The 26,479-nt window shown below is 74.4% G+C and carries 26 protein-coding genes; 1 reads left to right on the forward strand and 25 read right to left on the reverse strand.

The window, feature by feature from the left end; genetic code table 11:
• Positions 1-56: 56 nt before the first annotated feature.
• The 21 genes from VGB14_02895 to VGB14_02995 form a co-directional block, all read right to left on the reverse strand.
• On the reverse strand, positions 57-569 hold the full coding sequence (locus VGB14_02895) for a DUF4193 family protein (protein HEX9991853.1): 513 nt from the start codon (positions 567-569) through the stop codon (positions 57-59).
• Between the two features lie 95 nt (positions 570-664).
• Entirely contained in the window at positions 665-1,309 is a 645-nt protein-coding gene (locus VGB14_02900) for a hypothetical protein (GenBank protein HEX9991854.1), read from the reverse strand.
• Positions 1,306-2,649, reverse strand: coding sequence for an MCE family protein (locus VGB14_02905; protein HEX9991855.1), 1,344 nt, complete (start codon positions 2,647-2,649; stop codon positions 1,306-1,308). Before VGB14_02905 ends, VGB14_02900 begins: the two co-directional genes overlap by 4 nt.
• A complete protein-coding gene (locus tag VGB14_02910; GenBank protein HEX9991856.1) occupies positions 2,646-3,656 on the reverse strand; it encodes an MlaD family protein in 1,011 nt (336 codons plus the stop codon). Before VGB14_02910 ends, VGB14_02905 begins: the two co-directional genes overlap by 4 nt.
• Before the next feature lies 1 nt (position 3,657).
• Positions 3,658-5,145, reverse strand: coding sequence for an MlaD family protein (locus VGB14_02915; protein HEX9991857.1), 1,488 nt, complete (start codon positions 5,143-5,145; stop codon positions 3,658-3,660).
• Complete coding sequence (locus tag VGB14_02920; GenBank protein HEX9991858.1) at positions 5,142-6,362, reverse strand: MlaD family protein; 1,221 nt, start codon at positions 6,360-6,362, stop codon at positions 5,142-5,144. Before VGB14_02920 ends, VGB14_02915 begins: the two co-directional genes overlap by 4 nt.
• On the reverse strand, positions 6,359-7,468 hold the full coding sequence (locus tag VGB14_02925) for an MCE family protein (protein HEX9991859.1): 1,110 nt from the start codon (positions 7,466-7,468) through the stop codon (positions 6,359-6,361). The genes VGB14_02920 and VGB14_02925 overlap by 4 nt, the downstream gene beginning before the upstream one ends.
• The gene (locus VGB14_02930) at positions 7,465-8,760 is read right to left on the reverse strand and encodes an MlaD family protein (protein HEX9991860.1); all 1,296 of its coding nucleotides are present in this window, start codon (positions 8,758-8,760) and stop codon (positions 7,465-7,467) included. Before VGB14_02930 ends, VGB14_02925 begins: the two co-directional genes overlap by 4 nt.
• A 9-nt stretch (positions 8,761-8,769) precedes the next feature.
• Entirely contained in the window at positions 8,770-9,636 is an 867-nt protein-coding gene (locus VGB14_02935; protein ID HEX9991861.1) for an ABC transporter permease, read from the reverse strand.
• A gap of 2 nt (positions 9,637-9,638) precedes the next feature.
• The gene (locus tag VGB14_02940) at positions 9,639-10,430 is read right to left on the reverse strand and encodes an ABC transporter permease (GenBank protein HEX9991862.1); all 792 of its coding nucleotides are present in this window, start codon (positions 10,428-10,430) and stop codon (positions 9,639-9,641) included.
• Between the two features lie 49 nt (positions 10,431-10,479).
• Positions 10,480-11,292 carry an ATP-binding cassette domain-containing protein gene (locus VGB14_02945; protein ID HEX9991863.1) on the reverse strand — a complete coding sequence of 271 codons (813 nt, stop codon included), beginning with the start codon at positions 11,290-11,292 and terminating at the stop codon, positions 10,480-10,482.
• A 411-nt stretch (positions 11,293-11,703) separates the two neighbouring features.
• Complete coding sequence (locus VGB14_02950; GenBank protein ID HEX9991864.1) at positions 11,704-12,690, reverse strand: LysM peptidoglycan-binding domain-containing protein; 987 nt, start codon at positions 12,688-12,690, stop codon at positions 11,704-11,706.
• Between the two features lie 119 nt (positions 12,691-12,809).
• Positions 12,810-14,417: an FAD-dependent thymidylate synthase gene (locus tag VGB14_02955; GenBank protein ID HEX9991865.1), complete on the reverse strand. Its 1,608-nt coding sequence runs from the start codon at positions 14,415-14,417 to the stop codon at positions 12,810-12,812.
• A gap of 55 nt (positions 14,418-14,472) precedes the next feature.
• Complete coding sequence (locus VGB14_02960; GenBank protein ID HEX9991866.1) at positions 14,473-15,660, reverse strand: M20 family metallopeptidase; 1,188 nt, start codon at positions 15,658-15,660, stop codon at positions 14,473-14,475.
• A 43-nt stretch (positions 15,661-15,703) separates the two neighbouring features.
• Positions 15,704-16,690, reverse strand: coding sequence for a zinc-binding dehydrogenase (locus tag VGB14_02965; GenBank protein HEX9991867.1), 987 nt, complete (start codon positions 16,688-16,690; stop codon positions 15,704-15,706).
• A gap of 29 nt (positions 16,691-16,719) precedes the next feature.
• Positions 16,720-17,337: a hypothetical protein gene (locus VGB14_02970; GenBank protein ID HEX9991868.1), complete on the reverse strand. Its 618-nt coding sequence runs from the start codon at positions 17,335-17,337 to the stop codon at positions 16,720-16,722.
• Positions 17,338-17,433: 96 nt separating this feature from the next.
• The gene (locus VGB14_02975) at positions 17,434-20,127 is read right to left on the reverse strand and encodes a DEAD/DEAH box helicase (protein HEX9991869.1); all 2,694 of its coding nucleotides are present in this window, start codon (positions 20,125-20,127) and stop codon (positions 17,434-17,436) included.
• The gene (gene tatC / locus VGB14_02980) at positions 20,120-20,899 is read right to left on the reverse strand and encodes a twin-arginine translocase subunit TatC (protein HEX9991870.1); all 780 of its coding nucleotides are present in this window, start codon (positions 20,897-20,899) and stop codon (positions 20,120-20,122) included. Before tatC ends, VGB14_02975 begins: the two co-directional genes overlap by 8 nt.
• 9 nt (positions 20,900-20,908) lie before the next feature.
• Entirely contained in the window at positions 20,909-21,412 is a 504-nt protein-coding gene (gene tatB / locus VGB14_02985) for a Sec-independent protein translocase protein TatB (protein HEX9991871.1), read from the reverse strand.
• Between the two features lie 9 nt (positions 21,413-21,421).
• Entirely contained in the window at positions 21,422-21,628 is a 207-nt protein-coding gene (locus VGB14_02990; protein ID HEX9991872.1) for a hypothetical protein, read from the reverse strand.
• 25 nt (positions 21,629-21,653) lie between these two features.
• The gene (locus tag VGB14_02995) at positions 21,654-21,917 is read right to left on the reverse strand and encodes a hypothetical protein (GenBank protein ID HEX9991873.1); all 264 of its coding nucleotides are present in this window, start codon (positions 21,915-21,917) and stop codon (positions 21,654-21,656) included.
• 179 nt (positions 21,918-22,096) lie between these two features.
• On the opposite strand from VGB14_02995, the gene VGB14_03000 reads away from it, so the two are divergent.
• Positions 22,097-22,819 (forward strand): glycerophosphodiester phosphodiesterase, encoded by a 723-nt coding sequence (locus VGB14_03000; protein ID HEX9991874.1) that lies wholly within the window; start codon positions 22,097-22,099, stop codon positions 22,817-22,819.
• Here the strand turns inward: VGB14_03000 and lepB are convergent, their stop codons facing one another.
• From lepB to VGB14_03020, 4 genes are read right to left on the reverse strand one after another with little or no spacing between them, the layout of a single operon-like run.
• Positions 22,820-23,458: a signal peptidase I gene (gene lepB / locus VGB14_03005; GenBank protein ID HEX9991875.1), complete on the reverse strand. Its 639-nt coding sequence runs from the start codon at positions 23,456-23,458 to the stop codon at positions 22,820-22,822.
• A gap of 29 nt (positions 23,459-23,487) precedes the next feature.
• Positions 23,488-24,444: a WYL domain-containing protein gene (locus VGB14_03010; protein HEX9991876.1), complete on the reverse strand. Its 957-nt coding sequence runs from the start codon at positions 24,442-24,444 to the stop codon at positions 23,488-23,490.
• Complete coding sequence (locus VGB14_03015) at positions 24,432-25,355, reverse strand: WYL domain-containing protein (protein HEX9991877.1); 924 nt, start codon at positions 25,353-25,355, stop codon at positions 24,432-24,434. Before VGB14_03015 ends, VGB14_03010 begins: the two co-directional genes overlap by 13 nt.
• A 10-nt stretch (positions 25,356-25,365) precedes the next feature.
• Complete coding sequence (locus VGB14_03020; protein ID HEX9991878.1) at positions 25,366-26,433, reverse strand: DUF3866 family protein; 1,068 nt, start codon at positions 26,431-26,433, stop codon at positions 25,366-25,368.
• Positions 26,434-26,479 lie beyond the last annotated feature (46 nt).

Consider the following 26,479-nt stretch of genomic DNA (forward strand, 5'->3'; position numbering starts at 1 on the left):
CCAAAGTTCCACCCCGACCCGGCCGCAGGCGGCGGGGCCGGCGGGTCAGGGACGGGTCAGACGCAGTCGGCGCAGAGCTGGTGCTCCCGGTCGGCGAGCTGGCTCGGGTGCTTCAGCAGGAAACAGGACTGGCAGACGAACTCGCCGGGGCGGCGGGGCAGGATCCGGTTGGCCGCCTCGCTGCGGTCCTCGGTGTCGACGGCCTCGTCCTCGTCGTCCTCGTCGTCGTCGGTGGCCGCGATGCGGTCCTTGAGGATGGTGTCCAGGTCGGCCTCGACGTCGTCGGGGTCGACCTCCTCCTCCTCGTCGTCCTCGGACTCCGTCTCGTCCTCGGCCGTCTTCGTGGCCGTGCGGGGGCGCGTCGCCGTCGCTGCCGCGGCGGGGTCCGCGACCTCGTCCTCCTCCTCGTCGAGCACCTCGTCGAGGGGGTCGGCGAGGTCGTCGCCGAAGTCCTCCTCGTCGACCAGGTCGGCCTCGAGGTCGTCCTCCTCGAAGTCGTCCTCGGCCGGCTCCTCCTCGGTGCTCTCGGCCTCGAAGTCGTCGTCCTCGAGCAGCTCGTCGTCAGCCATCGCTCCCTCGGCCACCGCCTGACGCGACCCCGGCTGGTCGCGGGCGGGCAGCCTACTGACCGGCTACCCGATCGCAACCCGGCTCAGTCGGGCGCTCAGTCGTCCGAGGAGGGCTGGCCCTCGCCGCCCGCCGCCTGGGCGGCGACGCTGTCGAGGGGGGCCTGGAGGACCTTCACGTCGTAGACCATCCACGACCCACCGGAGCGCTGGAGCCCGAGGTCGAGGCGGAGCTCGTCGGCCTGGGGGGCGGGGAAGCGGTTGTTGGCGATGGTCTGGTCGACGACCGCGAACACCCGGCCCCGGTCGCCGGTGAAGTCCTGCACGTAGAGCGAGCGGATCTCGCCCCGGCTGGCCGCCTGCACCTCCTTCAGGGCCGCCCGCACGTCGGACCCGAAGAAGCGGTCGGCCTCGGCGGCGAAGTCGCCGGTGGCGTAGCCCACGATGGCGTCGAAGTCCCGGTCGACGGTGGCCCCGTCGAAGTTCGTGAGGGCGACGAGGAAGTCGCGCGCCGTGCTGGCCATGCCGGCCCGGGCGGCGTCGTCGGCGCGCTCGCCGTTCCAGGCCCAGGCGAACCCGGCCGTGCCGACCAGGCCGAGGGCGGCCACGACGGCCAGCAGCGGCACCAGCAGGCGGCGCCGCCCGGGCCCGGACGGCGGGGCGACGGCCGGCTCGGCGTCGTCGCGATCGGGGTCGACGGTGGGCTCGGGGTCGGCGGTGCGGTGGCGGACGGCGGCGGTCACGGTTGCCTCCTGGTGCGGCGGACGCCCGCCCGCCACCCACCGAACGGGAGGGCCAGCAGGGCGATGGCGCCGAGGACGACGAGCGGCACGCTCGTAGGGTTCGCCGTCCGGGTGTCGGATGCCTGCCGGGCCGAGGAGACGTCGGCGCCAGGGCCGTCGGCCGGGCCGGCGGCCGCCGCCGCCTCCTCCTGGCCGGGGGGATCGAGCTCGCCACCCTCGAGGGGCGGCACGGGGTCGACCTGGCTGGCCGCCGGCACGCCCGGCCCGAACTCGCTCACGCACGCCGCTCCCGGCTTGGTGTCGGGGGTCTGGCGCTTCGGCTCGTACGGGATGGCCGGGGGCTCGCCCGGCGGCACGAGGGTCCGCACCCGCAGCCAGGTCTGGTCGTTCCTGGCCGGGGCGCCGAGGCCGACGTCGATCGCCGGGCCCTCGGGCGCGATGAGGTCGACCGGGCCGAAGAACTGGCGGTTGAGGGCGAGGCTCTCGTCCAGGTCGGCCAGCTGGTCGCCGCTGTCCATGAACGCCGACAGGTCGGCGAGGTCGGACAGGAGGCACCCCAGGTTGGGCAGCTCGGCGTCGAGGAAGGCGCCGGCCTGCTCGCCGAGGTCGGCGCCGCTCTGCATCAGGTGGACGAGGTCGAAGCGGCGCTCGGCCAGCACCTCGGAGAGCACCCGCGTGTTGGCGAGGGCGGACCGCAGCTCGGGCCCGACGGCGGCGACGGCGTCGAGCACCGGAGGGGCGGCGGCCAGCAGGCGGCGGAAGTCGGCCTCGTTGGCCACCAGCTCCCGGTTGAACACGTCGGTGTTCGCCGTCAGCGAGCGGAGGTCGTCGGCCCGGTCCCGCACGGCCGTCGCCGCCTCGTGGACGACGGTGTTCAGGTCCTCGGTGGGGATGGCCTCGACGAGGTCGACGACCACCCGCAGCACGTCGCTCAGCTCGGGCGGGGTGTGGTCGGCGGCGGCGGGCACCTCGTCGCCGTCGCCGAGCGGCGGGGCGGTCCCGCCGGCCGTCGGGGTCAGCTCCAGGCGCTGCTCGCCGACGGCGCTGGCCCGCACCACGGTGGCCTCCACGTCGCCCGGGACGACGACGCCGTCGTCCAGGGCCACGGTCACCCGCACGCCGTCCTGGTCGAGCTCGATGTCGTCGACCACGCCGACGACCACCCCGTCGAGGTCCACGCTGAACCCCTCGCGGAGGCCGGAGGCGTCGCTCAGCACCGTGCTGATGCGGCGGGGGTCGTCGAGCGGGTTGCCGAGGAGGGTGAACGCCCCGTAGCCGATGAGCACGCCGGTGAGGACGAGGAAGGCGACCAGGTTGACGATCACCCGGCGGCCGATCATCGCCCGTCCCCCTGGGCCGTCGGGACGTACGAGCAGCTGTTCAGCGGCGACGACGGGTCCTCGCCGCCGCCGGGGAGCCCGCAGATCACGAAGTCGTTCAGCACCTGCACGAAGTCGTCCTTCACGCCCCGCTCCAGCGCCTCGTTGTGGGCGGGCGTGAACTCGAGGAGGTCGCCGAGGGCCTGCTGCTCGGCGGCGAGGGCGCTCGTCACCGACCGCAGCCCGTCGATCTGGACGGCCATCTCGTCGAGGTGCTCGTCGAGGATGCTGCCGCCCTCGACGGCCAGCCGGTTCAGCGACCGGATCAGGTCGAAGAGCCGGTCGTCCTGCTCGTCGAGGATCCGCGTGGTCTCGGCCAGGTGCTCGATGGAGGTGGCGTTGGCCTCGGCCGCCGGCCCGGTGGCGGCGGCCAGCTCGTCGATGGCGTCGATCAGCTGCTCGATCGTCCTGGTCCGACCGGCGTAGCCCTCGACCACGGTGCCGAGGTCGCCGAGCAGCTCGCGGAGCTGCTTGCCCTTGCCGCCGAACGCCTCTGCCCCCTCGTCGAGGAGGATGGCGATCTCCGAGGCGCTGAGCGCGGCGAACAGGTCGGTGCCCGAGGCGATCAGCTGCTCCACGTCCGGCACCACCTCGGTGCGGACGACGGTGGTCCCGTCGGCCAGGGCCTCGCCCTCGTCGACGTCGCCGAGCGGCCGCAGGTCGACGAACTTCTCGCCGAGCGGGGTCGTCCGCCGCACCCGGGCCTCGACGTTGGCCGGCACGTCGGCGTCCCGGTCCACCTCGAGGACGAGCTCGGCCCTGGTGCCGGTCCGGTCGAGGCGGATGTCGGTGACGTGGCCGACGAGCACGTCGGCGTAGTGGACGGGCGCGCCGTTGGCGAGGTCGGCGACGTCGTCGAAGGTGGCGTGGACGGTCACGGTGTCGCCGCCGCCGCCGACCATCCCGCAGGACGGCAGCAGCAGCGACGCGGCGACGACCAGGGCGGGCAGGCGCAGGCGAGGGCGCACGTCAGCCTCCTGGCAGCGGGGGGAGGAGGGTCTGGTCGAGCAGGTCCGACGGGTCGAGCGTCCCGGCGATCAGGTTGTCGACGGCCTCGGCGAGCTGGTCGGGGTCGACGGACCGCAGCGCGGCCAGCTGCTCGGGGGTCAGCCGGGCCAGGGCCTGGAGCTGGTCGGGGGTCAGCTCGTCGATGGCGTCGAGGAGCTCGGGGTCGAGCCCGTCGAGGGCGACCACCTGGTCGGGGCCGAGGAGGGAGCGGAGCAGGTCGAGGCCGCGGAGCAGGGCCTCGGCCGGCGGGACGGTGACGGGCGGCAGGGTGACGGCCGGCGCGCCGGGCACGGTCGGCGCGGGCGAGGCCGGGGGCGCGGCCGCCGGCGGGGCGGCCTCGGGGCCGGGCAGCTCGGGCGGGGGCGGCGGGCCGTTGCCGAGCAGGCCGAGGATCCGGTCGAAGAACCCCGACGTGGTGTCGCCGCACAGCAGCAGCTCGGCCGGGGCGGCGGCGCCCATGTTGGCGGCCAGGCGCCGGCAGATGCCGGCCAGCCGGTCCCGGATGCGGAACAGGTACAGCTGGCTGGTGACGGTCGGCTCGGTCTGGTTGTTGAGCGGCAGCCAGTTGTGGACCGGGTCGTAGGCCCGGCCGGCCGCCGCGAACAGCCGGGGGGTGGCCTCGAGCAGCCGGTCGAGGCTGTCGAGGTTGCGGACCAGGGTGCGGCCGACGGTGGTGAGGACCTCGACGTCGTCCTGGAGGGGCTCCCGGTGGCGGGTGAGCAGGTCGGCCAGCTCGACGGCGGCCCGGTCGAGCTCGGTGACGAACGCGTCGATCGAGCCCCGGTTCTCGGCCAGGGCCCCGGACAGCACGTCGTAGCTGCGGACGAGGGCCTGCACCACCTCGGTGCGGCTGCCGAGGGTCTCGGTGAGGTCGGCCAGCGAGTCGACGATCGAGCTCAGCTCGTCGCTCTTGTCGGCCAGGAGCTCGAAGGTGCCGGCGGCGTTCTCGATCAGCCGGTTGAGGCTCTCGCCCTGGCCCTCGAGCAGGCGGGCCAGGTTGGTGACCAGCTCGCTGGCGTTGGCCGGCTCGATGGCGCCCAGGTAGTCCTGGAGCCCGCGGAGCAGCTCGTCGATCTCGGCCGGCACCGACGTGCGCTCGACGGGGATGGTCGAGCCCGGCTCGAGGGTCGGGCCGCCGTCGTACACCGGCGCCAGCTGCACGTAGCGCTCGCCGAGGACGGAGACCGGGACGATCGTGGCCGTGGCGTCGGCGGGCAGGGTGGTGTCCTGGTCGACGTCCATGGTCACGATCACCCGGTCCTCGACCGGCTCGACGTCGGTGATGCTGCCGACGTCGATGCCGAGCACCCGCACCGCCGCCCCGGGGTAGACGCCGACCGCCCTCGTGAACTCGGCCTTGACCCGGTAGTCGCCGCCGTTGTTGGCGCACGAGGCCAGCCCGCCGGCGGCCAGCGCGGCGGCGACGAGGAGGGCGAGCGGGCGCCTCACGGCCGCTCCCCCCCGAGCAGCGGGGCCATCAGCACGTCGAGGGACTGCTGGAGCTCGGTGCGGGGCGGGGCGGCGGCCGGGGCCGAGCCCGAGGCGCCGGCCGGCGGGTCGCCCGCCGGGTCGGCCGGGCCGGGGCCCGTGTCCTCGCCGGGCAGCGGGCCGGTGCGCTCCGAGCACGGCAGGGGGTCGGGGCCGAGGGCGAGGTCGAGGGCGTCGTCGACCAGCCCGCACGACCCGAAGAGGGCGTCGGGCCCGAGGGGGCCGATGAGCTGGGTGAAGATGTTGGCCCACTCGTTGGGGGTCTCCTCGGGGCCCGAGTAGCCGATCGAGGCGAAGCCCTCGACGGCGACCCCCAGGTAGGCGATCGACTCGGCCAGGTCGACCTGGTGGCGGCCGACGATCTGCAGGTCGGCGTGGAGCTCGTCGAGCACGGCGTCGAGGCGCTCGCGGTTGTCGCCCACGAGGTCGGCGGTGGCGCCGGCGGCCGCCGCGGTCGCGTCGAGCAGGCGGACCAGCTCGGTGCGGCGCTCGGCCAGCGAGCCGACGACGACGTTCAGGTTGTCGATGGCGTTCAGCAGGTCGGCGTCCCGCTCGGCGAGGGTCGACCCGAGCACGGCCGCCGAGTCGATGAGGCTGCGGGCCTCCGCCTGCCGCTCGTTGACCGCCGACGTCAGCCGGTCGAGCCCCTCGATGATCTGGCGGACCTGCTCGCGCTTGCCCTCGGTGACGTCGGACAAGCTGCGCATCAGGTCGTTCAGGGCCTGGCCGTCGCTCTCCTCGAGCAGCGGGGTGCCGACGTTCTGGAGGTCGAGCACCTCGGTCGGCGTCCTCGTGTCGGTGATTACGTCGCCGTCGGCGAGGGGGTGGGCCCAGTCGTCCCCCGTGGTGAGGCGCACGTACTTCTGGCCGAGCAGCGTCTCGACCACGATCGCCGCCCGGGTGTCGCCCGACAGCTCGACCCCCTCGTCGACCTCGAGCTCGACCTCGACCGCGCCGTCCTGCTGGTGGATGCCGCCGACCTCGCCGGACGGCACGCCCGCCACCCGCACCTTGTCGCCCGCCTTCAGGCCGGCCGTGTCCTCGAAGCGGGCGAGGACCGTGTAGCGGTGGGCGAACAGGCCGGCGTCGAGGGCGACGGCGGCCAGGGTGGCGCCGGCGATCAGGCTGACGACCACGATCCCGATGACGACGGGGTTGCGCTCGGTGAAGGCCTTCACCCGCTGCCCCCCGCCAGCGCGAAGCCGACGACGTCGGCCACGGTCGGCCCGCCGGCGTTGCCGGTGTCGGCGCCGGGCAGGGCGCCGCTCGTGGCGTCCTCCCTGGTGCACGAGGACTGGTTGGCCAGGCAGACCACGATGGCCCGCACCTGGAACCACTGGCCGTACGAGGAGATCTGGTGGTACGGGATCAGGCCGGTCGGCAGGGTCGACAGGCCGGCCTCCAGGTCGTCGCGGTGCTCGGCCAGGACGTCGGTGATCTCCTGGAGGTTGGCGATGGCCGTGTCGAGGTCGCCCCGGTTGGACTCGACCAGCTCCTGGAGCTGGGACTGGACGTCGGCGAAGTTGACGACCAGCGACTCCAGCGCGTCGTTGTTGGCGGCCAGGGTGTCCGACAGCGACGAGAGGTTGCGGATGGTGGCGTCCACCGCCTCGTCGCGGTCGGCGAGCGCGGACAGCACGTCCTCCATGTTCTCGATGACCCGCCCGACCTCCTCGTCGAGCCCGCCGACGGTCTGGGACACGACGGCGGCGTCGTCGATCAGGCCCCTCACGTTGGACTCGTTGCCCTGGAGGGCCTGCATGACGGCCTCGACGAAGGCGTTGGCGTCGGCCGGGTCGATGGCCTGGAGGACCGGGCCGACGGCGTTCAGGAAGTCGCCGACGTCGGCCGACGGCACGGCCTGCTCGATCGGCAGGCGGTCGCCCGGCTGGAGGACGTCGCCCTCGTCGCCCGGGTAGAGGTAGAGGTACTTCTGGCCGAAGATGTTCCGCCAGCGGACCCCGACCCTGGTCGAGTCCCGCAGCGCCACCTCGTCGTCCACTTCGAAGCGGACGACCGCCACCCCGCGCTCGACGGAGATGCCGGTGACCTTGCCGACCGGCACGCCGGCGATCTTCACCTCGTCGTTCACGAGCAGGCCGGTGACGTCGTCGACCTCGGCCTCGTAGCCGGTCTGGTCGGCGAAGAAGTCGACGTTGCCGATCAGCGACACGAGCTTGGCCAGGGTGGCGAGGCAGGCGAGCGAGTAGAGGGTGAGCTTCAGGACCGTGCGGCCCCGCTTGCCGCGGGCGCCCTTGAACAGGCGGGAGACGAGCCGCTTCACCGGTCGCTCCCGAGGATGCGGTCCACCAGCACCTCGACCGTCGCCGGCTGCGACGTGTCGACCGCGCCGATGCCGGCGCCCAGGTCGTCGACGAGGTCCTGCACGGCGCCCGGCGCCCCCGCCTGGGCCTGGGGGGCGGCCGGCTGGCCGGCGGCCGGCGGGTCCGGGAGCCCGGGCAGCTCGGGCGTGCCCGGGCCGTCGGTCGGCGGCGACTCGGCGTAGCCGGCGCAGTCCATGACGCTGCCCGAGCCGAGCAGCGCGTCCCGCAGGGCGGCCAGCTCCGGCGGGGCGCCCTCCGGCGGGGCCAGCGCCTCGCACAGCGCCCGCTCGATGTCGTCGAAGAGGATGAAGTTCTTGAAGTAGGCGAACTTCGTGCCGTCGGGCAGGGTCTCGGCGCTCGACGCCGTCCCCAGCTTGAGCACGTAGCGCGACAGCCCGTAGATGGTCTCGGACACCTCCCGCTCCCTCGCGAGCAGGACGCGCACGACGTTCTCGCCCCGGTCGAGCATCGTGTCGATGTCCGGCCGGTAGGTGGCGAGCAGGTCGGCGAGGTCGTCGGCGAACGGCTTCACGGTGGTGAGCACCCGCTGGAAGTCGGCCTCGTGGGCGTTGAACTCGGGCAGGGACAGGTTCGAGTTGGCGCTGATGGCGTTCAGGTCGGGGCCGATCGAGCGGATGGCCTCCTGGAAGGCGGCCCACGAGTCGAGCGCCGCCAGCTGCTGGTCGATCGTGTCGGCCAGCACGTCGGTGGCCGCGGCAGCGCTGTCGAGGGAGCGGGCCACGTCGTCGCCCTGCCCGGCGGCCGCCTCGGTGAGCTCGCTCAGCAGGGTGGCCAGCTCGGTCTCGTCGATGCCCTCGAACAGCGGGGTCAGGCCGGCGACCATCTCCTCCACCTCGGTGGCCGCGCCCGCCTCGGCGATCTCGTCGCCGTCGGCGAGGAACGGCCCGCCGGCCCCGTCGGTGAACTCGAGGTCGACGAACTTCTCCCCGAACAGGGTCTTCGGCTTGACGGTGGCGGTGACGTCGGTGGGGATGCGGACGTCGTCGTCGATCTCCATCGTGATCCGCACCCGCCGGTCCTCCAGGCGGATCCCGCTCACCTCGCCGACGTTGACGCCCCGCACCTTCACGTCAGCGCCCGGCCGCATGGCCTCGCCGGCCCTCGGGAACAGCGCGGAGACCTCGTAGGTGTCGGCGAACTCGCCGTAGGCGGCCCGCACGGCGACCACGCAGGCCGACAGGACCAGCAACAGGATGGCGACGGAGCCGACGGCGCGGTGGGCCTTCGTCATCCCCGCCCCTCAGCCCACGATCCTCGCCGTGTCCTGGCCGCCGTAGAACAGCAGCGAGAACAGGAGGTTCAACAGGACGACGACGATCAGCGACACCCGGATGGCCTTGCCGGCCGCCTCCCCCACCCCGGCCGGCCCGCCGCTCGCGTAGTAGCCGTAGTAGCAGTGGATGAGGGTGACGGCGACGGCGAAGACCAGCGCCTTCACGAACGAGTAGAAGATGTCGACCGGCGGCAGGAACAGCCGGAAGTAGTGCTGGTAGACGCCGGGCGACAGGGTGAAGAACTTCGTGACGATCAGCTCGGTGGCCAGGTAGCTCGAGAACAGGGCGGCCAGGTAGAGCGGGATCATCGTGATCAGCGCGGCCCACACCCTGGTGGTGACGAGGTAGACGAAGCTGTCGACGCCCATCACCTCGAGGGCGTCGATCTCGTCGCTGATCCGCATGGCGCCGATCTGGGCCGTGAACCCGGCGCCGATCTGGGCGGCCAGGGCCACGCCGGCGATCAGGGGGGTGATCTCGCGGGTGTTGGCGACCGAGGAGATGATCCCGGTGAACGCCTCGGCGCCGATCTGCTCGAGGGCCTGGAAGCCCTGGAGGCCGACCTCGGTGCCGGTGAAGAAGCTGAGCGTGAAGATCACGAAGAACATGCCGCCGCCGAGGACGAGGGCCCCGGCGCCGACGGTGATGTCGGAGACGAGGGCGACGATCTCCTTGCGGTAGTGCAGGGCCGACGGCATGCCCCGGAGGATCCGGGCCGAGAACCGGAACTGGTCGAACAGCTGGGCGAACGGCCCGAGGCCGGCGCCGATGGGCCTGGCCGCGAGGCGGGTGACGGGTCCGTGGTCGGTGCGGGCGGCGGTCGGGACGGCCACGGTCACACCTTCTGGGGGACGAAGTTGAAGTAGATGGTCGTGAGCACGTAGTTCACGAAGAACAGCAGGATGAACGTGATCACGACGGCCTGGTTGACGGCGTCGCCCACGCCCTTCGGGCCGCCCTTGACCGACATGCCCTTGTAGCAGGCGACCACGCCGGCGATGAACCCGAAGATGGCCGCCTTGGTGAGCGCCAGCCACAGGTCGGACAGCTGGCTGAGCTCGTTGAACGAGGCGAAGAAGCTCGACGAGGTCACGTCGTTCACCTGGGTGGCGAAGAACCACCCCCCGGTGAGGCCGGCGGCCGTGACGACGGCGTCGAGCAGGATGGCGAGGACGGTGGCGGCCAGGATGCGGGGCAGGACCAGCCGCTGGACCGGGTTGACGGCCATGACCTCCATGGCCGAGATCTCGTCCCGGATGCGGCGGGCGCCGAGGTCGGCGCACATGGCCGACCCGCCGGCCCCGGCGATCAGCAGCGCCGTGGCGATCGGCGCCTGCTCCCGGACGACGGCGAGCACGAGCGCCGACCCGGTGTGGGCCTCGGCCCCGAGCTGGCGGGTGAGGGCGCCGACCTGGAGGACGATGACGATCCCGAACGGGATCGAGATGAGGATGACGGGGATGGTCGTCACCTTGGCGATGAACCAGCACTGGTCGACGAACTCGCCGACCGGCCAGGGACGGGAGAAGACCCGCCGCATGGCCTCCATGCCGAGGGCGGCCATGCTCCCGGTCTCCCGGAACAGGGTGGTCGCCTTGCCGACGAGCGGGATGCGGACGGCGGCCATCAGCGGGCGCTCCCCGGGCGGCGGGCGGCAGTGACGGTCGGGCCGGCCATCAGACGGTCATGACCTCGGGCTCGCGCTGGCCCTGGGCCCGGTCGCGGGCCAGGCGGGCCTCCTCCCGGGCCACCAGCTCCCGCTCGATCTCGCTCTCCTCCTCGGCGAGCTCGTCGATCCCGATCGGGCCCTTGGCCCGGCCGGCGAGGAACTGGCGGATGATCGGGTCGTCCGAGGCCACCATCTCGTCCCTGGCCGCGAAGCGGACGAGCCCCGACCGGTAGAGGACCCCGACGTAGTCGGCGGTCCGCATGACCGACGGGATGTTGTGGGTGATGATGAAGAACGTCGCCCCGGTCTCCTCCTGGGTCTTCTTCACCAGCTCGTCGAGGTAGGAGACGCGGACGGGGTCGAGGCCGGAGTCGGGCTCGTCGAACAGGACGATCTCGGGGTCCATGGCGAGCGCCCGGGCCAGCCCGGCCCGCTTCTTCATGCCGCCCGACACCTCGCCCGGCGCCTTCTTCAGGTGGTCGAGCAGGCCCACCAGCTCGGCCTTCTCGTGGACGATGCGGCGGATCTCGCGCTCGGACTTCGTCGTGTGCTCGCGGAGGGGGAAGGCGATGTTGTCGTAGAGGCTCATCGAGCCGAACAGGGCGCCGTCCTGGAACAGCACGCCGAACTTGCGCCGGACCCGGTAGAGGTCCCGGTCCCGCATGCGGACGGTCTCCTCGCCGTCCACCCAGATCTCGCCGGCGTCCGGGCGGAGCAGGCCGATGATGTTCTTCAGCAGCACCGACTTGCCCGTCCCCGACGGGCCCATGATGGCGCTGATCTTGCCCTTCGGGATGTCGAAGGTGATGTCCTTCAGCACCGTGTGGGAGCCGAAGGACTTGGTGACGCCCCGCAGGGAGATGATCGCGTCCAGGGTGGGCCCCCTTCCCGGGTTCGGCGACGGTCGGCGACGTGGGCGGCTCGTGCCCGGCGCCTTCCTTCGCCGTCGGGGGCCTCGGACCCTTCTCGGTCCCGACGAGAGCAGCGCGATCCGGCGAGGGTTGTTTGGGGAGGGGCCCGACCCGCCGTTGGCACCGTCACCGGTGCACCGGCGCCGGGGACCCGGCACGGGCACACCGAAGCGTTCTCTACTTGGCGACCCGGGCCCCTCGCACCCGTTCCCACCCTCGAGAGGGTGCCCAGATGTTGACGGCGGACGCCCGGCCTGTCAAGCGGCCGCGCGACGCCCTGACCAGGGCTTTCTCGCGTCTGCGCTGGTCAGCCGTCGTGTTCAGAATCGGGCGCGAAGGGACAGCACCAGCTCGACGTAGTCGGCGGTCCCGGCGTACGGCCCGACCGTGCGGACCGAGGCCAGCCCCTGGTAGTAGGCGGCCACCGACGTCGCCACGTCGCCGCCGGTCTGGTCGAGCAGCCAGCGCAGGTAGCGGGCGGAGAGGCGCACGTTGTCGGCCGCGTCCCAGGGGTCGAGGTCCTCGCCGATCAGCCCCTCGACGAAGGCGACGGTCTCGGGGAGCAGCTGGCCGACGCCGATGGCGCCCGCCGACGAGCGCAGCCCGGCCTGCCAGCCCGACTCGAGCCAGGTCATCGCCTGGAGGAGGTCGGCGGGGACGCCGTAGGCCGCCGCCCACCGGTCGAACTCGGGGTCGAGGGCGGCCCGGGCCGGGTCGGCGGCGATCCGCTCGGCGATCGAGGGGGGCTCGGGGATGCGCAGGGTGCGGCCGGCGACGACGAGGCCGGCGTCGGCGATTCCGTTCTCGGCGGCCACGGCGGCCACCGACACGCCGAAGCGCCCGGCGATGCCCGAGAGCGTGTCGCCGGGCTGCACGGTGTAGGCGGCGGCCGCCCCCGGGGTGGTCGCCGCGACGGCCGGCGCTGCCGCCGGCGCCGCTCCCCCGCCGGCCGGGATCGTCAGCACCGTGCCCACCGGGACCAGGTTGGGGTCGGCCAGCCCATTGGCGGCGACCAGGTCGGCGAGCGCCACCCCGTGGGCGGCGGCGACCGAGGACAGCGTGTCGCCGGCGGCCACCCGGTAGGGGCGGGCGGGGAGGCGCAGGACCGTGCCGGCGACCACGTGGTCCGGGTCGGCGATGCCGTTGGCGGCGGCCAGGTCGGCGAGGGCCACCCCGTGGGCGGCGGCGACCGACGAGAGGGTCTCCCCCGGCCGGACGACGACGTCGGCCGCCGCGGGCGCGGCGACGAGGGCGACCAGCGCGGCGGCGATCGCGACCAGGCGGTGGACGGGTGCACGACAGGGCACGGCTCGGGACCTCCACGGCCCCCGGGCTCCACCCGCCGTGGCCGGAACGGTACGGAACGCCGCCCTCCGCTGTCAACCTCGACCGGCCTCGACCTCCCGTGGAGGTCGAACCTCGACCTCTAGTCGAGGGTCGGGCGGCGGCGCTCGGCCCGGCGCTCGGACTCGAGGCGCTCGAGGTCGGGCTCGGGCGAGTGGTCGGCGAAGCGCATCATCTCCGCCACCGCCGGGTGGCCGGCCTCCTCCTCGATGAGGCGGTGCATCTCCTGGCCGATGCGGCGGTAGGCGGGGTGGCCCTGGGTGGTGGTGCGCAGCTCGATCAGGTGCATGGCCTCGCGGGCGTTGAGCTGGATGCTGAACCGCACCCGGTAGGCCAGGCACACGACGTAGGCGGCCTGCTCGGGGAAGCGCTCGGCCAGCGCCTCGTACAGGGCGGCCGAGCGGTCCATGGCCTCGTCGAAGGGCCCGTCCAGCCCGGCGGCGTCCACGGCGGCGGGACGGTCGTAGCCGTGCCGGGGGCTGAGCGCCTGCCACTCGATGGTCAGCATGCGGTGGCGCTGGAGGTCCCGGAAGGCGCCGTAGTCGGCGAGGACGTCGAAGCGGTAGGCCACCCGCTCGAGCGCCCGGCCCGGCTTGTGGCGCCGGTTGGCCCGCTCCCCCACGTAGGCCCGCACGACGGCCAAGCGCTCGTCGGCGCCCATCCCCCGCACCCGCTTCTCGACCTGGTCCTCGGGCAGGGTCGTGTACGGGTAGAGCATCGCCGTCACGAGCTTGGTCTCGGCCTCGGGGTCGTGGTCGACCAGGCGGACCTCGGGCGACGGCGCCGGCTCCTCCCCGGCGAACAGCTCGGCGGCCAGGCCCGCCATCGCCTCCCTGGTCGAGGCCAGGTAGGCCGACCAGGCCCCGCCCCGGTCGGCCAGGTCGACCCGCTTGAGGAACGACGGGATGACCTTGCGCAGCTCGGTGAGCATCAGGTCGGCGTAGGCCCTGGCCTCGGGCAGCGGGTGGGCCCGCATGCGCAGCAGGAGCTGCTCGTAGCCCTGCCCCGTGCCGTAGATCCCGACGTTGGACAGCGAGGCCGCCGGCAGCACCCCGCGGGCCGCGTCCAGCGCCTTGGCCCGCACCGCCTGGCGGTAGACGAGGTCGGAGTCGCCGGCCTGCTTCGGCGTGCAGACCCTGAACCAGTCCTGGAGGGCCGGGACGAGGCCGGCGTAGGCGTCGAACAGCCGGTCCATGTCGCCCACGTAGCGGGTGCCGAGCGGCGACGAGCAGACCTCCGGGTCCCGGTAGAAGCGGTAGCGCCCGCCGAGCCTCGTGTCGTAGGCGATGTACCTGGTCGACTGCTCCAGGTAGGACATCAGCCGGCCCCACTCGAGCACCTTGGTGAGCAGGTTCGAGGCCTGCTCGCAGGCGAGGTGGACCCCGCCGAGCTGGGCCACCGAGTCGTCCCCGTAGGCGAAGAAGACCCGGTCGTAGAGCTCCTCGGCCCGCCGCAGCCCCACGGTGGCGTCGATGCCGGCGTCGCCGGTGACGTCGAGGTCCCCCACGAACTCGTCGAGGAAGAGCCGGCGCAGGCTCTTCGGCGACCGGGAGTAGCGGGCGAACAGCGCCCCCTTCACCACCTCGGGCAGGTTCACCAGGGCGAACACCGGGCCGTCGAGGTTCGTGAAGTAGCGGCGGAGGACGTCCTCCTCGTCGTCGGTGAACTCCTCGGCGACGTACAGGGTCACGGCGGGCGACTCTACGGTCGCCCCCGCGGCAGATCGCGGACCCCGGCCGTGCGGGTCACGACTTCTCCGCCGCCGCGAACTCCGCCTTGGCGGCGTCGAGCACGTCGGGCCGGAGCCACAGGTCGGCGATGGTCATGGCCAGCATCTTGGCCCCGTCGAGCACGGCGAGGTCGCCGTCGGGCGACCCGGCGAACGCGGTGAACTCGGGCGAGTGGATGGGGATGTCGGGCGGCGACACCTGGATCATCGGGTGGATCGACGGCACCCGGTGGCTCACGTTGCCCATGTCCGTGCTGCCGACGACGCCGGGCCGGCCCACGCTCGGGTCGACCGGCTCCCGGCCGACCCGGCGGGCGTTGTCCACCCAGGCGGCCACCATCGGGCCGTTGTCGATCATGTCGAAGTACATCGGGTCCTTCCACTCCGCCGACATCGTGCAGCCGGCGGCGGCCGCGCCCGCCTCCAGGCAGGCGTGCACCCTGGCCTTCAGCTCCTCCAGGCTGGCCACCTTGGGCGAGCGCACGTACCATTGGGCGGCGGCGTGCTCGGGGACGATGTTCGGCTTCTCCCCGGCCTTGGTGAAGATCCCGTGGACCCGCTCGTCGGGCCGGATGTGCTGGCGCAGGGCGGCGACGTTGACGTAGCCGAGGACGGCGGCGTCGAGGGCGTTGCGGCCCTTGAACGGGAAGGCGGCGGCGTGGGCGGCCTTGCCGTGGTAGTCGACCCACAGCTGCTGGATGGCGATGGCGTTCATCGCCGTGAGGTCCCGGTTGGCCGGGTGGACCATCAGCGCGGCGTCGACCCCGTCGAGCGCGCCCCGGTCGGCCATGAACACCTTGCCGCCGCCGCCCTCCTCGGCCGGCGTGCCGAGGATCACGACCCGGCCGCCGACCTCGTCGGCCAGCGCCGCGGCGGCGAGCCCGGCGCCCAGGCCGGCGGTGCCGATGATGTTGTGTCCGCAGGCGTGGCCGATGCCGGGGAGGGCGTCGTACTCGCAGAGCACGGCGATGGTCGGCCCGTCGCCGCTCCCGGCCCTGGCCGCGAACGCCGTCTCCAGGTCGTAGGCGCCGAGGTTGGGCTCCAGCCCGTCGGCGTCGAGGAGCGACGCCAGCAGGTCGGCGGCGAAGTGCTCCTCGTAGCAGAGCTCCGGCCGGGCGTGGATCTGGTGGGAGGCGTCCACGAGCGCCTCGGCCCGGCGGTCCACCTCGTCGCACAGCCGCTGCTTCAGCTCGTCCAGTTGCACACCGTGAGCCTACGAGGCGGGGGTCACACCCCGGGCCGGCACGTCAGTCGTGGCGCAGGACGATCTTCCCCATCTGCTCGCCCCTGGCCAGACGGTCGAGGGCGGCCGGGTAGGCGTCGATCGGCTCGACGACGTCGACCTGGACGGGCAGCCCGGCGGCGACCAGGCGGGTCACCTCGTCGAACTCGCCGTAGGAGCCCATCGTCGACCCGATCACCTCGTGCTGGGAGAACCAGAGGCGGGGCAGGTTCAGCTCGACCTTGGTGCCCGACGTGCCGCCGCAGAGCACCAGCCGGCCGCCCTTCTCCAGGCTGCGCACCGACTGGGCCCAGGTGGCCGCGCCCACGCTCTCGACGACCACGTCGGCCTTCACGTCCCACCGGTCGGCGGACGAGTCGACGGCGGCGTCGGCGCCGAGGGCCAGGGCCCGCTCCCGCTTGCCGGCGTCCCTGGACGTGACGACGACCGTCGCCCCCGACCACTTGGCCAGGGCGAGGGCGGCCATGGCCACGCCGCCGCCGATGCCGACGACGAGGACGGTCTCGCCGGCCGCCAGCCGGGCCCGGCGCAGCATCCGCCAGGCGGTCAGCGTGGCGAGCGGGTAGGCCGCGCACTCCTCCCACGACCGCCCCGCCGGCCGGGGGACCACGTTGGCGGCCGGGACGACGACCCCCTCGGCGTGCCCGCCCCAGCCCTCCTCGCCGAGGATGGCGAACTCGTCGCAGTAGGGCGACTCGCCGGCCAGGCACCAGTGGCAGCGCCGGCACGAGACCGACGGGTTGACGACGACCTCGTCGCCCTCCGCCACCCCGACCACCCCCTCGCCGACGGCGTCGACCACCCCGGCCACGTCGCAGCCGGGCACGTGGGGCAGGTCCGGCTTGGGCAGGCCCTTCGTCAGCCAGACGTCCATGTGGTTGAGGGCCGACGCCACCGGCCGCACCCGCACCTCGTCCCGCCCGGGCTCCGGGGTGTCGATCTCGCCCCAGCGGTAGCTGCCGGGCGACTCGTCGAGGATCCAGGCGCGCATCGGCCCGACCGTAGCGGCGGGCCCGCCGCTCAGACGACGACGAGCAGCGCGTCCGGCTCCAGCCGCACCGAGACGTGGCGGACGGCGCCGACGGGGCGGCCGTCGAGCCACACCGGCAGGGGCGGGTCGAACGTGGCCTGGACGGCGGCGGCCCGCTGCTGGCGGATGCCCGGGTGGGGCACGTGGGTGCCGGACGGCAGCCGCCGCCACGCCTTCCACCGGTCGCCGGGGCCGAGGGCGGGGACGTCGAGCACGTCGAGCAGCCCGTCGCCCGGGTGGGCCCGGGGGGCCACGTCCCAGCGGCCGAGCCACTGGGCGTTCATCGCCGCGAACAGCCGGCCCCGCCACCACGACCGGCGGGCCACCAGGTGGGCGACGAACCAGTGCAGCCGGCCGTCGAGGAGGGCGGCGCCGAGGTCGCACGGCAGGCGGACGCTCCCGCCGCCGGGCGCCAGCCGGGCCTCGTCGCCCCGCCCGCCGACCGTCCGGCACAGGTCGCCGCCGAGCAGGCCGAGCGCCGGCACCTCCTCCCCTGCCCGCCGGGCCCGGGTCACCGCGTCGGCCGCCTCGGCGTCGGAGCGGACGAGCACGCCGCCGGCCGGCAGGTCGCCCGGCTCGCCCCACGGCCGGCCCTTCTCGACGGGCACGCCCCGCTCAGCGCTCCCCGGCGCCCGCCGCCGCCGCTCGCCCGGCGACCGGGCCGGCGCCGGCGGGCCGGCCCGTCGGGCCCGGCCGGGCGGGGCTCACGGCTGGTCGACGGGGCGGCCGGCCGGGACCTCGCGGGGCGCGTCGTCGTCGACGGCGTCGGCCACCGTCGACGAGGCCGCGACGACGCCCCGGTGGAGGGCCTCGGCCGCCCGGCGGGCCGACCGGCCGGTGGCCTCGTCGCCGGCCACGTCGCCGACCTGGCGCAGGAGGTCCACGAGCTGCTTCACGTTGCGGACGAAGTCGCCGCCGGAGAGGTCCTCGTCCTCCAGCACCTCGTCGAGGGCCTCGCCGGCCGCCCAGGCGTGGGCCAGCGCCGCGAACGTCGGGTCGGGCGCCCTCGTGAGGGTCAGCCCGGCCTCGTCCTCGTCGGTGTTCAGCTCGGCGGCGATCTCCTCCAGCGCCTCGAAGCGCGACCGCACCCTCGGCGACGGGAACCAGGGCGGCGGCGGCGGGGTCGGGCTGCGGTGCTCGTAGGTGAAGCACGAGACCATGGCCGCCATGGCCGCCGGGTCGAGGCCGTCGAGCAGCCCGGTCTCGAGCGCCTCGGCCACCAGCAGGTCGCACTCGTGGTAGATGCGGGCGAGGCGCCGGCCCCGCCCGGTGAGCGCCCACCCGTCGAGGTAGCCCCAGGCCTCGAGGAGGCGCAACACCCGGTCGAAGCGGCGGGCCAGCGACTCGGTCCTCCCCCGCACCCGCTCCTCGATGTCGTCGATCTCCCTGCCCAGCCGCTCGGCCGTCGCCGCCGCCCGCACGTGCTCCTCGGCGTCCGGGCAGCCCGCCACCGGGTGGGCGGCCGCCGCCGCCTCCGCCTCGGCCACCGGGTCGCCGGCCCCGTCGCCGTCGAGGTCGTCGCGGCGCGACCCCCGGGGCGGGCCGAGCTTGGCCCGCCGGAGGGCGGCCGCCACCTCCTGCTGGAAGGCGTGGTTGTTCGGCGCGTAGGGGGTCGGGAGCTCGACGTGGCCGATGGGGATGGGCGGCTCGGTGAACTCGCCGACGTCGAGGTTGATGACCCGGCGGTGCGGGCTGACGACCCTGACCCTGGCCGCCCCGCCCCGGCGCCACGACACCGACAGGACCGCCCCCCGGCCGGCCGAGCGCCGGTGGTGGAGCGGGATGACGTCGCCCGGGCGCAGCCGCTCGACGGCGGCGTCGATGGCGCCCCTGGACGGCCGGGCGGCCCGCCGGCGGGCGTGGACCTCGGCCACCAGCCGGCGGTACTCGGCGACGTCGCCCCGGTCGCAGGTCGCGGCCTCCCTCGCCCGCCGCAGCGCGGCCTCGCGCTGTTCGAGCCGCGCCTCCATGCGGACCACGGCCCGGTCCGCCTGGTACTGCGCGAACGACAGGTTCAGCAGGTGGTGGGCCGTGTCGGCGGCGTAGCGGGCGACGAGGTTGGCCGCCATGTTGTAGGTCGGCCGGAAGGCGGAGGTGAGCGCGAACGTCCGGCTCGACGCCAGGCCGGCCACCTGGTCGAAGGGCACGAACGGCGACCACAGCACGACCGCGTAGCCCACCCGGTCGATGCCCCGCCGCCCGGCCCGCCCGGTCAGCTGGGTGTACTCGCCGGGGGTGAGGAACTCGTGGCGCTCGCCCTGGAACTTGCTCAGCTTCTCGATGACCACCGAGCGGGCCGGCATGTTGATGCCGAGGGCGAGGGTCTCGGTGGCGAACACGACCTTGACGAGCCCCTCGGCGAAGCAGGCCTCGACCGCCTCCTTGAACGGCGGCACCATCCCGGCGTGGTGGGCGGCGATGCCGGCCTCGAGGCCGGCCACCCAGCGCTGGTAGCCGAGGACGTGCAGGTCGTCGTCGGACAGCGCCGCCGTGCGGTCCTCGACGATGGTCCGGATGCGCTCCCGCTCGGGCGACGACGTCAGCCGCAACCCGCCGTCGAGGCAGGCGGCGACGGCGTCGTCGCAGGCCGCCCGGCTGAAGATGAAGTAGATGGCCGGGAGCATCTCCTCGGCGGCCAGCCGGTCGACGACCTCGAGCCGGCGGGGCGTGTAGAGGCGGTGGCGGCGCCGGCCCCGCGGCGGCGCCGGGCGGCGCAGGGACTCGGCGTCGAGCCGGTCGGCCTCCGGGTTGGGGCGGCCGTCGACCAGGGTGGGCAGCAGGTGGGGCTCGGTCGCCGCCCGGTCGCCGACCAGGTACAGGTTCCGCAGCTCGACCGGCCGGCGCTCCTCGATCACCGTCGTCGTCGGGCCCCGCACGGTGGTGATCCAGTCGGCCAGCTCCTCGGCGTTCGACACGGTCGCCGACAGGCACACCAGCCGCACCTCGGGCGGGGCGTGGATGATGACCTCCTCCCACACCGGCCCCCGGTAGGCGTCCTGCAGGTAGTGCACCTCGTCGAGCACCACGAAGCGCAGGCCGTCGAGGGCCGGCGACCCCGCGTAGATCATGTTGCGGAGGACCTCGGTGGTCATCACGACGACGGGGGCGTCGCCGTTGATGGCGTTGTCGCCGGTGAGCAGGCCGACCCGGTCGGGGCCGTGCCGGCGGACGAGGTCGCCGTACTTCTGGTTCGACAGCGCCTTGATGGGCGTCGTGTAGAACGCCTTGCCGCCCTCGTGCAGCGCCCTGGCGACGGCGTACTCGGCGACGACGGTCTTGCCCGACCCGGTCGGCGCGGCGACGAGGACCGAGCGGCCGGCGTCGAGCGCGTCGATGGCCCGGAGCTGGAAGTCGTCGAGGTCGAAGTCGTAGTGGGCGAGCAGCGCCGGGTCAGCCATCGGGCCGCCGGCGGGCGATCAGCCACCCCACGAGGATCGACCCCTCGTAGAACAGGTACATCGGGACCGACAGGATGGCGAGGCTGTAGGGGTCGCCGCTCGGGGTGATGACGGCGACGAGCACGACGATCCCGACGATGGCGTAGCGGCGCCAGGACCGCAGGGTCCGGCTCTCGATGATGCCGGCCATCTGGAGGAAGATCAGCAGGATCGGGAACTCGAAGCCGATCCCGAAGGCCAGCATCATGTAGGTGATCAGCGAGAGGTACTTGCCCGGCGTGTAGAACTGCTCGAGCTCCTCGCCGCCGATCGAGGCGAGGAAGCCGAGGGCCTTCGGCAGGGTCCAGTAGGCGAGGCCGGCGCCCAGCGCGAAGAGGGCGACGGCCGACGCCACGAACGGGATGGCGTACCGCTTCTCCTTCGGGTACAGGCCGGGGGTCACGAACCGCCAGAGCTGCCAGAGGATCACCGGCATGGCGAGGGCGAGGCCGCCGTAGCCGGCGATCTTCATGCGGACGGCGAAGCCCTCGAGCGGGTCGGTCTGGAGCAGTCGGCACTCGCCGTCGGCGGACACCGCGCAGTACGGGTCGACCAGCACGTCGAAGATCGCCGGGTAGAAGACGAAGGCCACCACGCCGCCGAGGACGACGGCGACGACGGACTTGACCAGCCGCGACCGCAGCTCGGCCAGGTGCTCGACGAGGGTCATCCGCCCCGATTCGAGGGGGTCGGGGAGGTCCTCGTCGGTGGGGTCGGAGGGCGCGACGGCCACCGGCCGGCCCTAGCCGACGGCCCGCTCGCCGCCCTGGGCGTCGGGCGCCTCGGGGGCGGCGACGACGGGGCCGGTGGCGGCGGTCGGGTCGGCCGCCTCCTCGGGCTCGGGCGCCTCCGGGGCGTCGGGCGCCGCCCCGACCGGGCCGGAGCTGGCCGTCGGGTCGGCCTCGGGCTCGGCGACAGCGGGCTCGGCGGTCGGCACCGCGGCGGTGGTGGTGGCGGTGGCGTCCACGGGCGGGCGGGCCTGGTGGTCGACGCCGGCGGCCGGGCGGAGCTGGGCCTGGCGCGACGGCGCCCGGCGGCGGTGCTGCCAGCCGGGGTCCGGCTCGGTGGTGTCGAGCGGCTCCTCCAGCGCGTCGCGCAGCTCCTGCTGGAAGCCGCTCGACAGGCGCCGCAGCTCGCCCATGAACTGGCCGACCTGGCGGGCGGCGGAGGGGAGCCGGTTCGGGCCGAGGACGATCAGGGCCACGAGGAGGATCACCAGCAGCTCGCCGCCGCCGATGTTGAACATGGCGGCAGTCTACCGATGGCCCTCGTCGGCCCCGGGGGCCGCCGGCCGGCGCTCGAGGTCGGCCCGCAGGGCGGCCACCGCCTGGCGCACGCCGGCCGTCCTCGACAGCTCCACCCGCAGGGCCCGCACCTCGCCGGCGACCTCCCGCAGCAGGTAGGCGATCGGCGCGGCGCCGAGGACGAGCAGCACGACGGGCACGGCCCACAGGGGGTCCACGCCCGCAGAGCCTAGGGCGCGGCGGTCAGCGGACCATGGACGACACCTGGGCGAACCAGCGGTCGTCGCGGTGCAGCAGCTCGTGGAAGTCCAGCAGGTCGTCGTGGGTGATCGGCGCGCCCGACCGCGGCTCGGCCAGCTCGGCCGGCAGCTTCCACATCGACATCGGCACGCCCGAGGCGACGAGCAGGTCGACGATCCTCGGCTCGGCCGGCTTCACGACCGCCATGTGGCAGCGCGGGCACCGGAACGAGTACGAGCCGGAGTTGTCCGCCTCGCACACGCGCACGTGCACATCTCTCGTCGTCAGCTCGACGTCTCCGCAGTCCGCGCAGCTCGCCCGAATCGTCGCCACGGCACCGGCCTCCCTCTCCAGCCTTGCTCGGCCAAGCCATCGGCAGTGCCGTACGACCCCTTGAGGCGAATGGGTCGCGCGGCCTACCCCTCCCGGGCGCAAGGATGGCAGGGATGCCCCCCCGTCTGCCATCGCTCCTCCGCCCTCCGGTCACGTTCGCGCATCGGGGGGCCAGGGCGCACGCCCCCGAGAACACCCTCGAGGCGTTCCGGCTGGGCCTCCGGCTCGGGGCCAGCGGCCTCGAGAGCGACGTGTGGCTGACCGCCGACGGGGTGGCCGTCCTCGACCACGACGGGGTGGTGCGGACCGGGCGGCGCAAGCGCCAGATCGCCGACGTCGACCGCGCCGCCCTGCCGGCCCACGTGCCGTCCCTCGGCGACCTCTACGCCGAGTGCGGCACGGACTTCGAGCTGTCCCTCGACGTGAAGGAGCCGGCGGCCGCCCGCGCCGTCGTCGCCGTGGCCGGGGCGGCGGGCGGGAGCGCCGTCGAGCGGCTGTGGCTGTGCCATCCCGACCTGGACGTGCTCGTCGGCTTCCGCATGCTGGGCGACGGGTTCCGCCTGGTCGACTCGACCCGGCTGCGCCGCATCAAGGAGGGGCCCGAGAAGCGGGCGGCCCGGCTGGCCGAGCTCGGCATCGACGCCGTCAACCTCCACCACACGGACTGGACGGGCGGGCTCACCACCCTGTTCCACCGGTTCGGCCGCCTGGCCCTCGGCTGGGACGCCCAGCACGAGCGCATCCTCCACGAGCTGCTCGACATGGGGATCGACGGCGTGTACTCCGACCACGTCGACCGAATGGTCGACGCCATGGCCGCCGTCGGCTACGCGTAGCTAGAGCAGGCTCAGGTCGTCGAGGGGCCAGACGCGCACGAAGGCGCGGCCGACGATCAGCGACTGGTCGATGGCCCCGAAGACGCGGCTGTCCTCGGAGTTGGTGCGGTTGTCGCCCATGACGAACACGTGGCCCTCGGGCACCTCCTGGGCCGGGAGGTTGTCGGTGGGCACCCCGTCGGTCAGGTACGGCTCGACCAGGCGCCGGCCGTCGATGTAGACGACCCCGTCGCGGGCCTCGATCGTCTCCCCCGGCAGACCGACGACCCGCTTGATGAGGTCCTCGGTGGCCGAGGGGCCGAAGGCCGGGTCGCTGGCCGGGCGCTCGAACACGACGAGGTCGCCCCGGTTCACGTCGTGGGCGTCGTAGCTCAGCTTGTTGACGAGGACCCGGTCGCCGACGTCGAGGGTCGGCTCCATCGACTCCGACGGGATGTAGAACGCCTGGAACAGGAACGTCTTGACCACGAAGGCGACGAGGAGGGCGCCGACCACGACCACGCCCCACTCGACGGCCGAGCGCAGGGTGGACGGGCCCGTCCGGCGCTCCTCCCCGGTCGCCTCGTCCTCGTCCTCGACCGGCTCGGTGCCGGTGACGCCGGCCGCGCCGGCGCGCCCGTCCCCCTCGGTGAGGTCCACGGGCGGACGCTACCCCCGGCCCCGCCTGGTCAGGCGTCACCGCCGCGGTAGCGGGCGAGGACCCGGCAGGCGGCGTCCCCGGCGAGGTCGCGGGGCCCTCCGCCGTCCCAGTCGACGACGGTGGCGTCGGGCCCGAGCCGCAGCAGCAGCCGCTCCAGCCAGGGCACGGCACTGACCGCCAGGGTCACCCGGCAGCCGCCGCCCTCCCGCTCCTCGAAGCGCTCGAGCGGGTACTGCTCGACCACCCAGCGGGCGCCGGGCGCGAGGTCGAGCACGACCCTCGGGTCCTCCGGCCGGGGCCGGTAGGCGCCGAGGTCGGGCTGGTCGGCCGGCGGGTCGAAGGTCGACGCGAGCAGGGTGGCCGACGAGATGCGGTCGACCCGGAACACGCGCTCGCCGTCGCGAAGGTGGTCCCAGCCGGCGACGTACCACTGGCCCTGGTCGGCGTAGACCCGGTACGGGTCGACCACTCGCCTGGCCCGCTCGTCCCGGCCGAACGCGTAGTAGTCGAGCTCGACCTGGCGGCTCGCCCGCACCGCCTCCTGGAGGAGCTCGAGGGTCTCCTCGGCGGCCGTCCCGAGCGACACCTCCAGCGCCTCGTCGGGGGCCACGCCGAGCACGGCGGCCAGCTTGGCGAGGCCCCGGGCCAGCGGCCCCTCCGGGTCGGCGCCGGGCGCGGCGAGCAGGCTGGCCCCGGCGGCGACGAGGGCGAGGGCCTGCTCGGGGGTGAGGCGCAGGGGACGGGCGAAGAACTCCGCGTAGCGGATCCACACCCGGTCCTCCTCGACCACCACCTCCACAAGCTCGTCGGGGGTGTACGGGTACAGGCCGCACAGGAAGACGACGTCGAGGTCGGCGAGCAGCTGCTCCCTCGTCAGGCCGAAGCGGCGGCACACCTCGTCGACGGTCGGCCCGTCGTGGGCGGCCACCCACGGCACCAGCGAGAGCAGGCGCTGGAGGCGGCCGTTGGCGCTCAGCCGGGGCACATGGCCTCCAGCCAGGCGACGACCTCGTCGCGCAGCTCGGGCGGGCCGAGCACCTCGGCGTGGTCGAGGAACGTGAGGACGAACGACCGGAACGCCGGCCGGTTGCTGACCGGGACGGCGAGCTCCACCGAGCCGTCCCCGTGGCGGGCCACGACGGCGTCGGCGCCGACGTGGTGGGTGGCCCACGGCGCCTGGTCGGCGTCGACCAGCAGGCGGGCCACGACGGGCTCGCCCTCCCCCAGCTGCCAGGGCTGCACCCGGGCGCCGGGGACCGCCGTCGACGGCCGCTCGTAGCTCCCGGGCTCGCCGAGCTCGACGGGGCCGTCGATGCGGTCGAGGCGGAACTGGCGCTCGTCCTCCCGCAGGTGGTCGTAGCCGGACACGTACCAGCGGCCCCTGGCGAAGTCGAGGCGGTAGGGGTCGACCTCCCGCTCCTCGCCGTGGTAGCGGAACCGGGCCGGCCGGCGCTCGGCGACGGCGGCGAACAGGGCCGGCAGGGCGGGCGAGGTCGGCAGGGAGGCGACGGCCGGGCGGGCCGGGCCGTCGTCGCCCACCACCCCGCCGAGCTTCCAGAGCGCCTCGATGCCCTCCAGCCCGTCGAGGCGGACGGCCGAGGCGGCGAGGTGCAGGGCGGCCAGCTCGTCGGGGGCGAGGCCGGGGTCGCGCAGGTAGTACTCGTCCTTCGGGATGCGGTAGCCCTCGATGGGCGGATCGGTGCCCGGCCGCTCCTCGACGAGGAGGGGGACGCCCATCTCCCGCAGGTCCTCCTTGTCCCGCTCGAAGGCCCGGCGGAAGGCGGTCGTGCCCTCCGGGTAGCCCGGGACCCGGCGGCGGATCTCCTCGGCGGTCAGCAGGCGGGGGGTCTCGAGCAGCGCGGCGGTCAGGTTGAGCAGCCGCTCCAGCTTCGACACCGCGCCGATCCTACGGGCGGGCCCCTTCCCCACCGCGGAGCAGCAGGGCGGCGACCACGCCGGCGGCGCCGGCCGCCGCGTAGAACGCGGGGTCCTCGTCCGGCCCCCGGCCCATGGAGGTCACCCGCAGGCCGGCCTCGGCGAGCAGGGCGGGCACGTCGGGGACGTCGACGCCGAGCAGTCGGTGGCGCAGGGCCGTGCCGTCGGCGTCGAGGTCGCCCCTGATCCGCTCCTCGTACCGGCCCCGGGGGACGGCGACCGTGCACCGGTTGACCGTCCCGAGCCGCAGCGCCGTCCTCGTGTGGTGGCTGACGCCCTGGTGGCGCAGCCGGGGGTCGGCCATCGAGACCCGCAGGCAGGCCACCGGCCGGCCGCCGAGGAGGGCGGCGGCGTCGAGCACCGGGCCGACCTCCATGGCGCTGAACCCGAGGCGGGTGGCGGTGCCGACCACGCCGGGGCCCATGCCGACGACGACGGCGTCGGCCCCGGCCACCAGGCGGGCGACCAGCAGGGCCGACGGCACGCCCACGGCCTCCAGGTCGCCGCCGAAGGCCTGCCCGGCGGTCACCGTCGTCGCCACCAGGCCCGACGACCGCAGGCCGGCGACGAGGTCGGACAGGGCGGCGGGCAGGGCGGCGCCGTCGGTCATCACGTAGGCCAGGCGGGCGCCGGGGGCGGCGGCCCGGAAGGCGGCGGCCACGCACGGCACCTGGCTGTGGAGGCCGCAGGCGACGACCGGCATGCCCTCCAGGTCGTCGGCCTCGGCCAGCACCCCGCCCTCCAGCTCCTCGGCGCAGCCGGTGTCGGCCTGGAGGCTCGTGTAGCGGAGCTTCATGACGTGGCCCGGCCCCTCCGCCGACCAGCCGTCCCGCGCCAGGTTCCAGTGGACGACGTGCCAGCCGCCGGTGCCGAGCCCGAGGTCGACGGCCGTGGTGTTGACGACGACCCGGTCGCCCTCGGCCACCGGCCCGGTCAGCTCGGTCAGCACGTAGGCCCGCTCGCCGTCGACGGTCACCCGCTGGAGGCCGGCCCGCTCCGACAGGACGGCGTCGACGACCCCGGTGCGGAACGACGGCATGGGCCGGACCGTACCCGGGGGGCCGCCGCGCCCGCCGCCCGGCCGG

Source organism: Acidimicrobiales bacterium, from assembly GCA_036399815.1.
In the GTDB taxonomy this organism is placed as follows: domain Bacteria; phylum Actinomycetota; class Acidimicrobiia; order Acidimicrobiales; family DASWMK01; genus DASWMK01.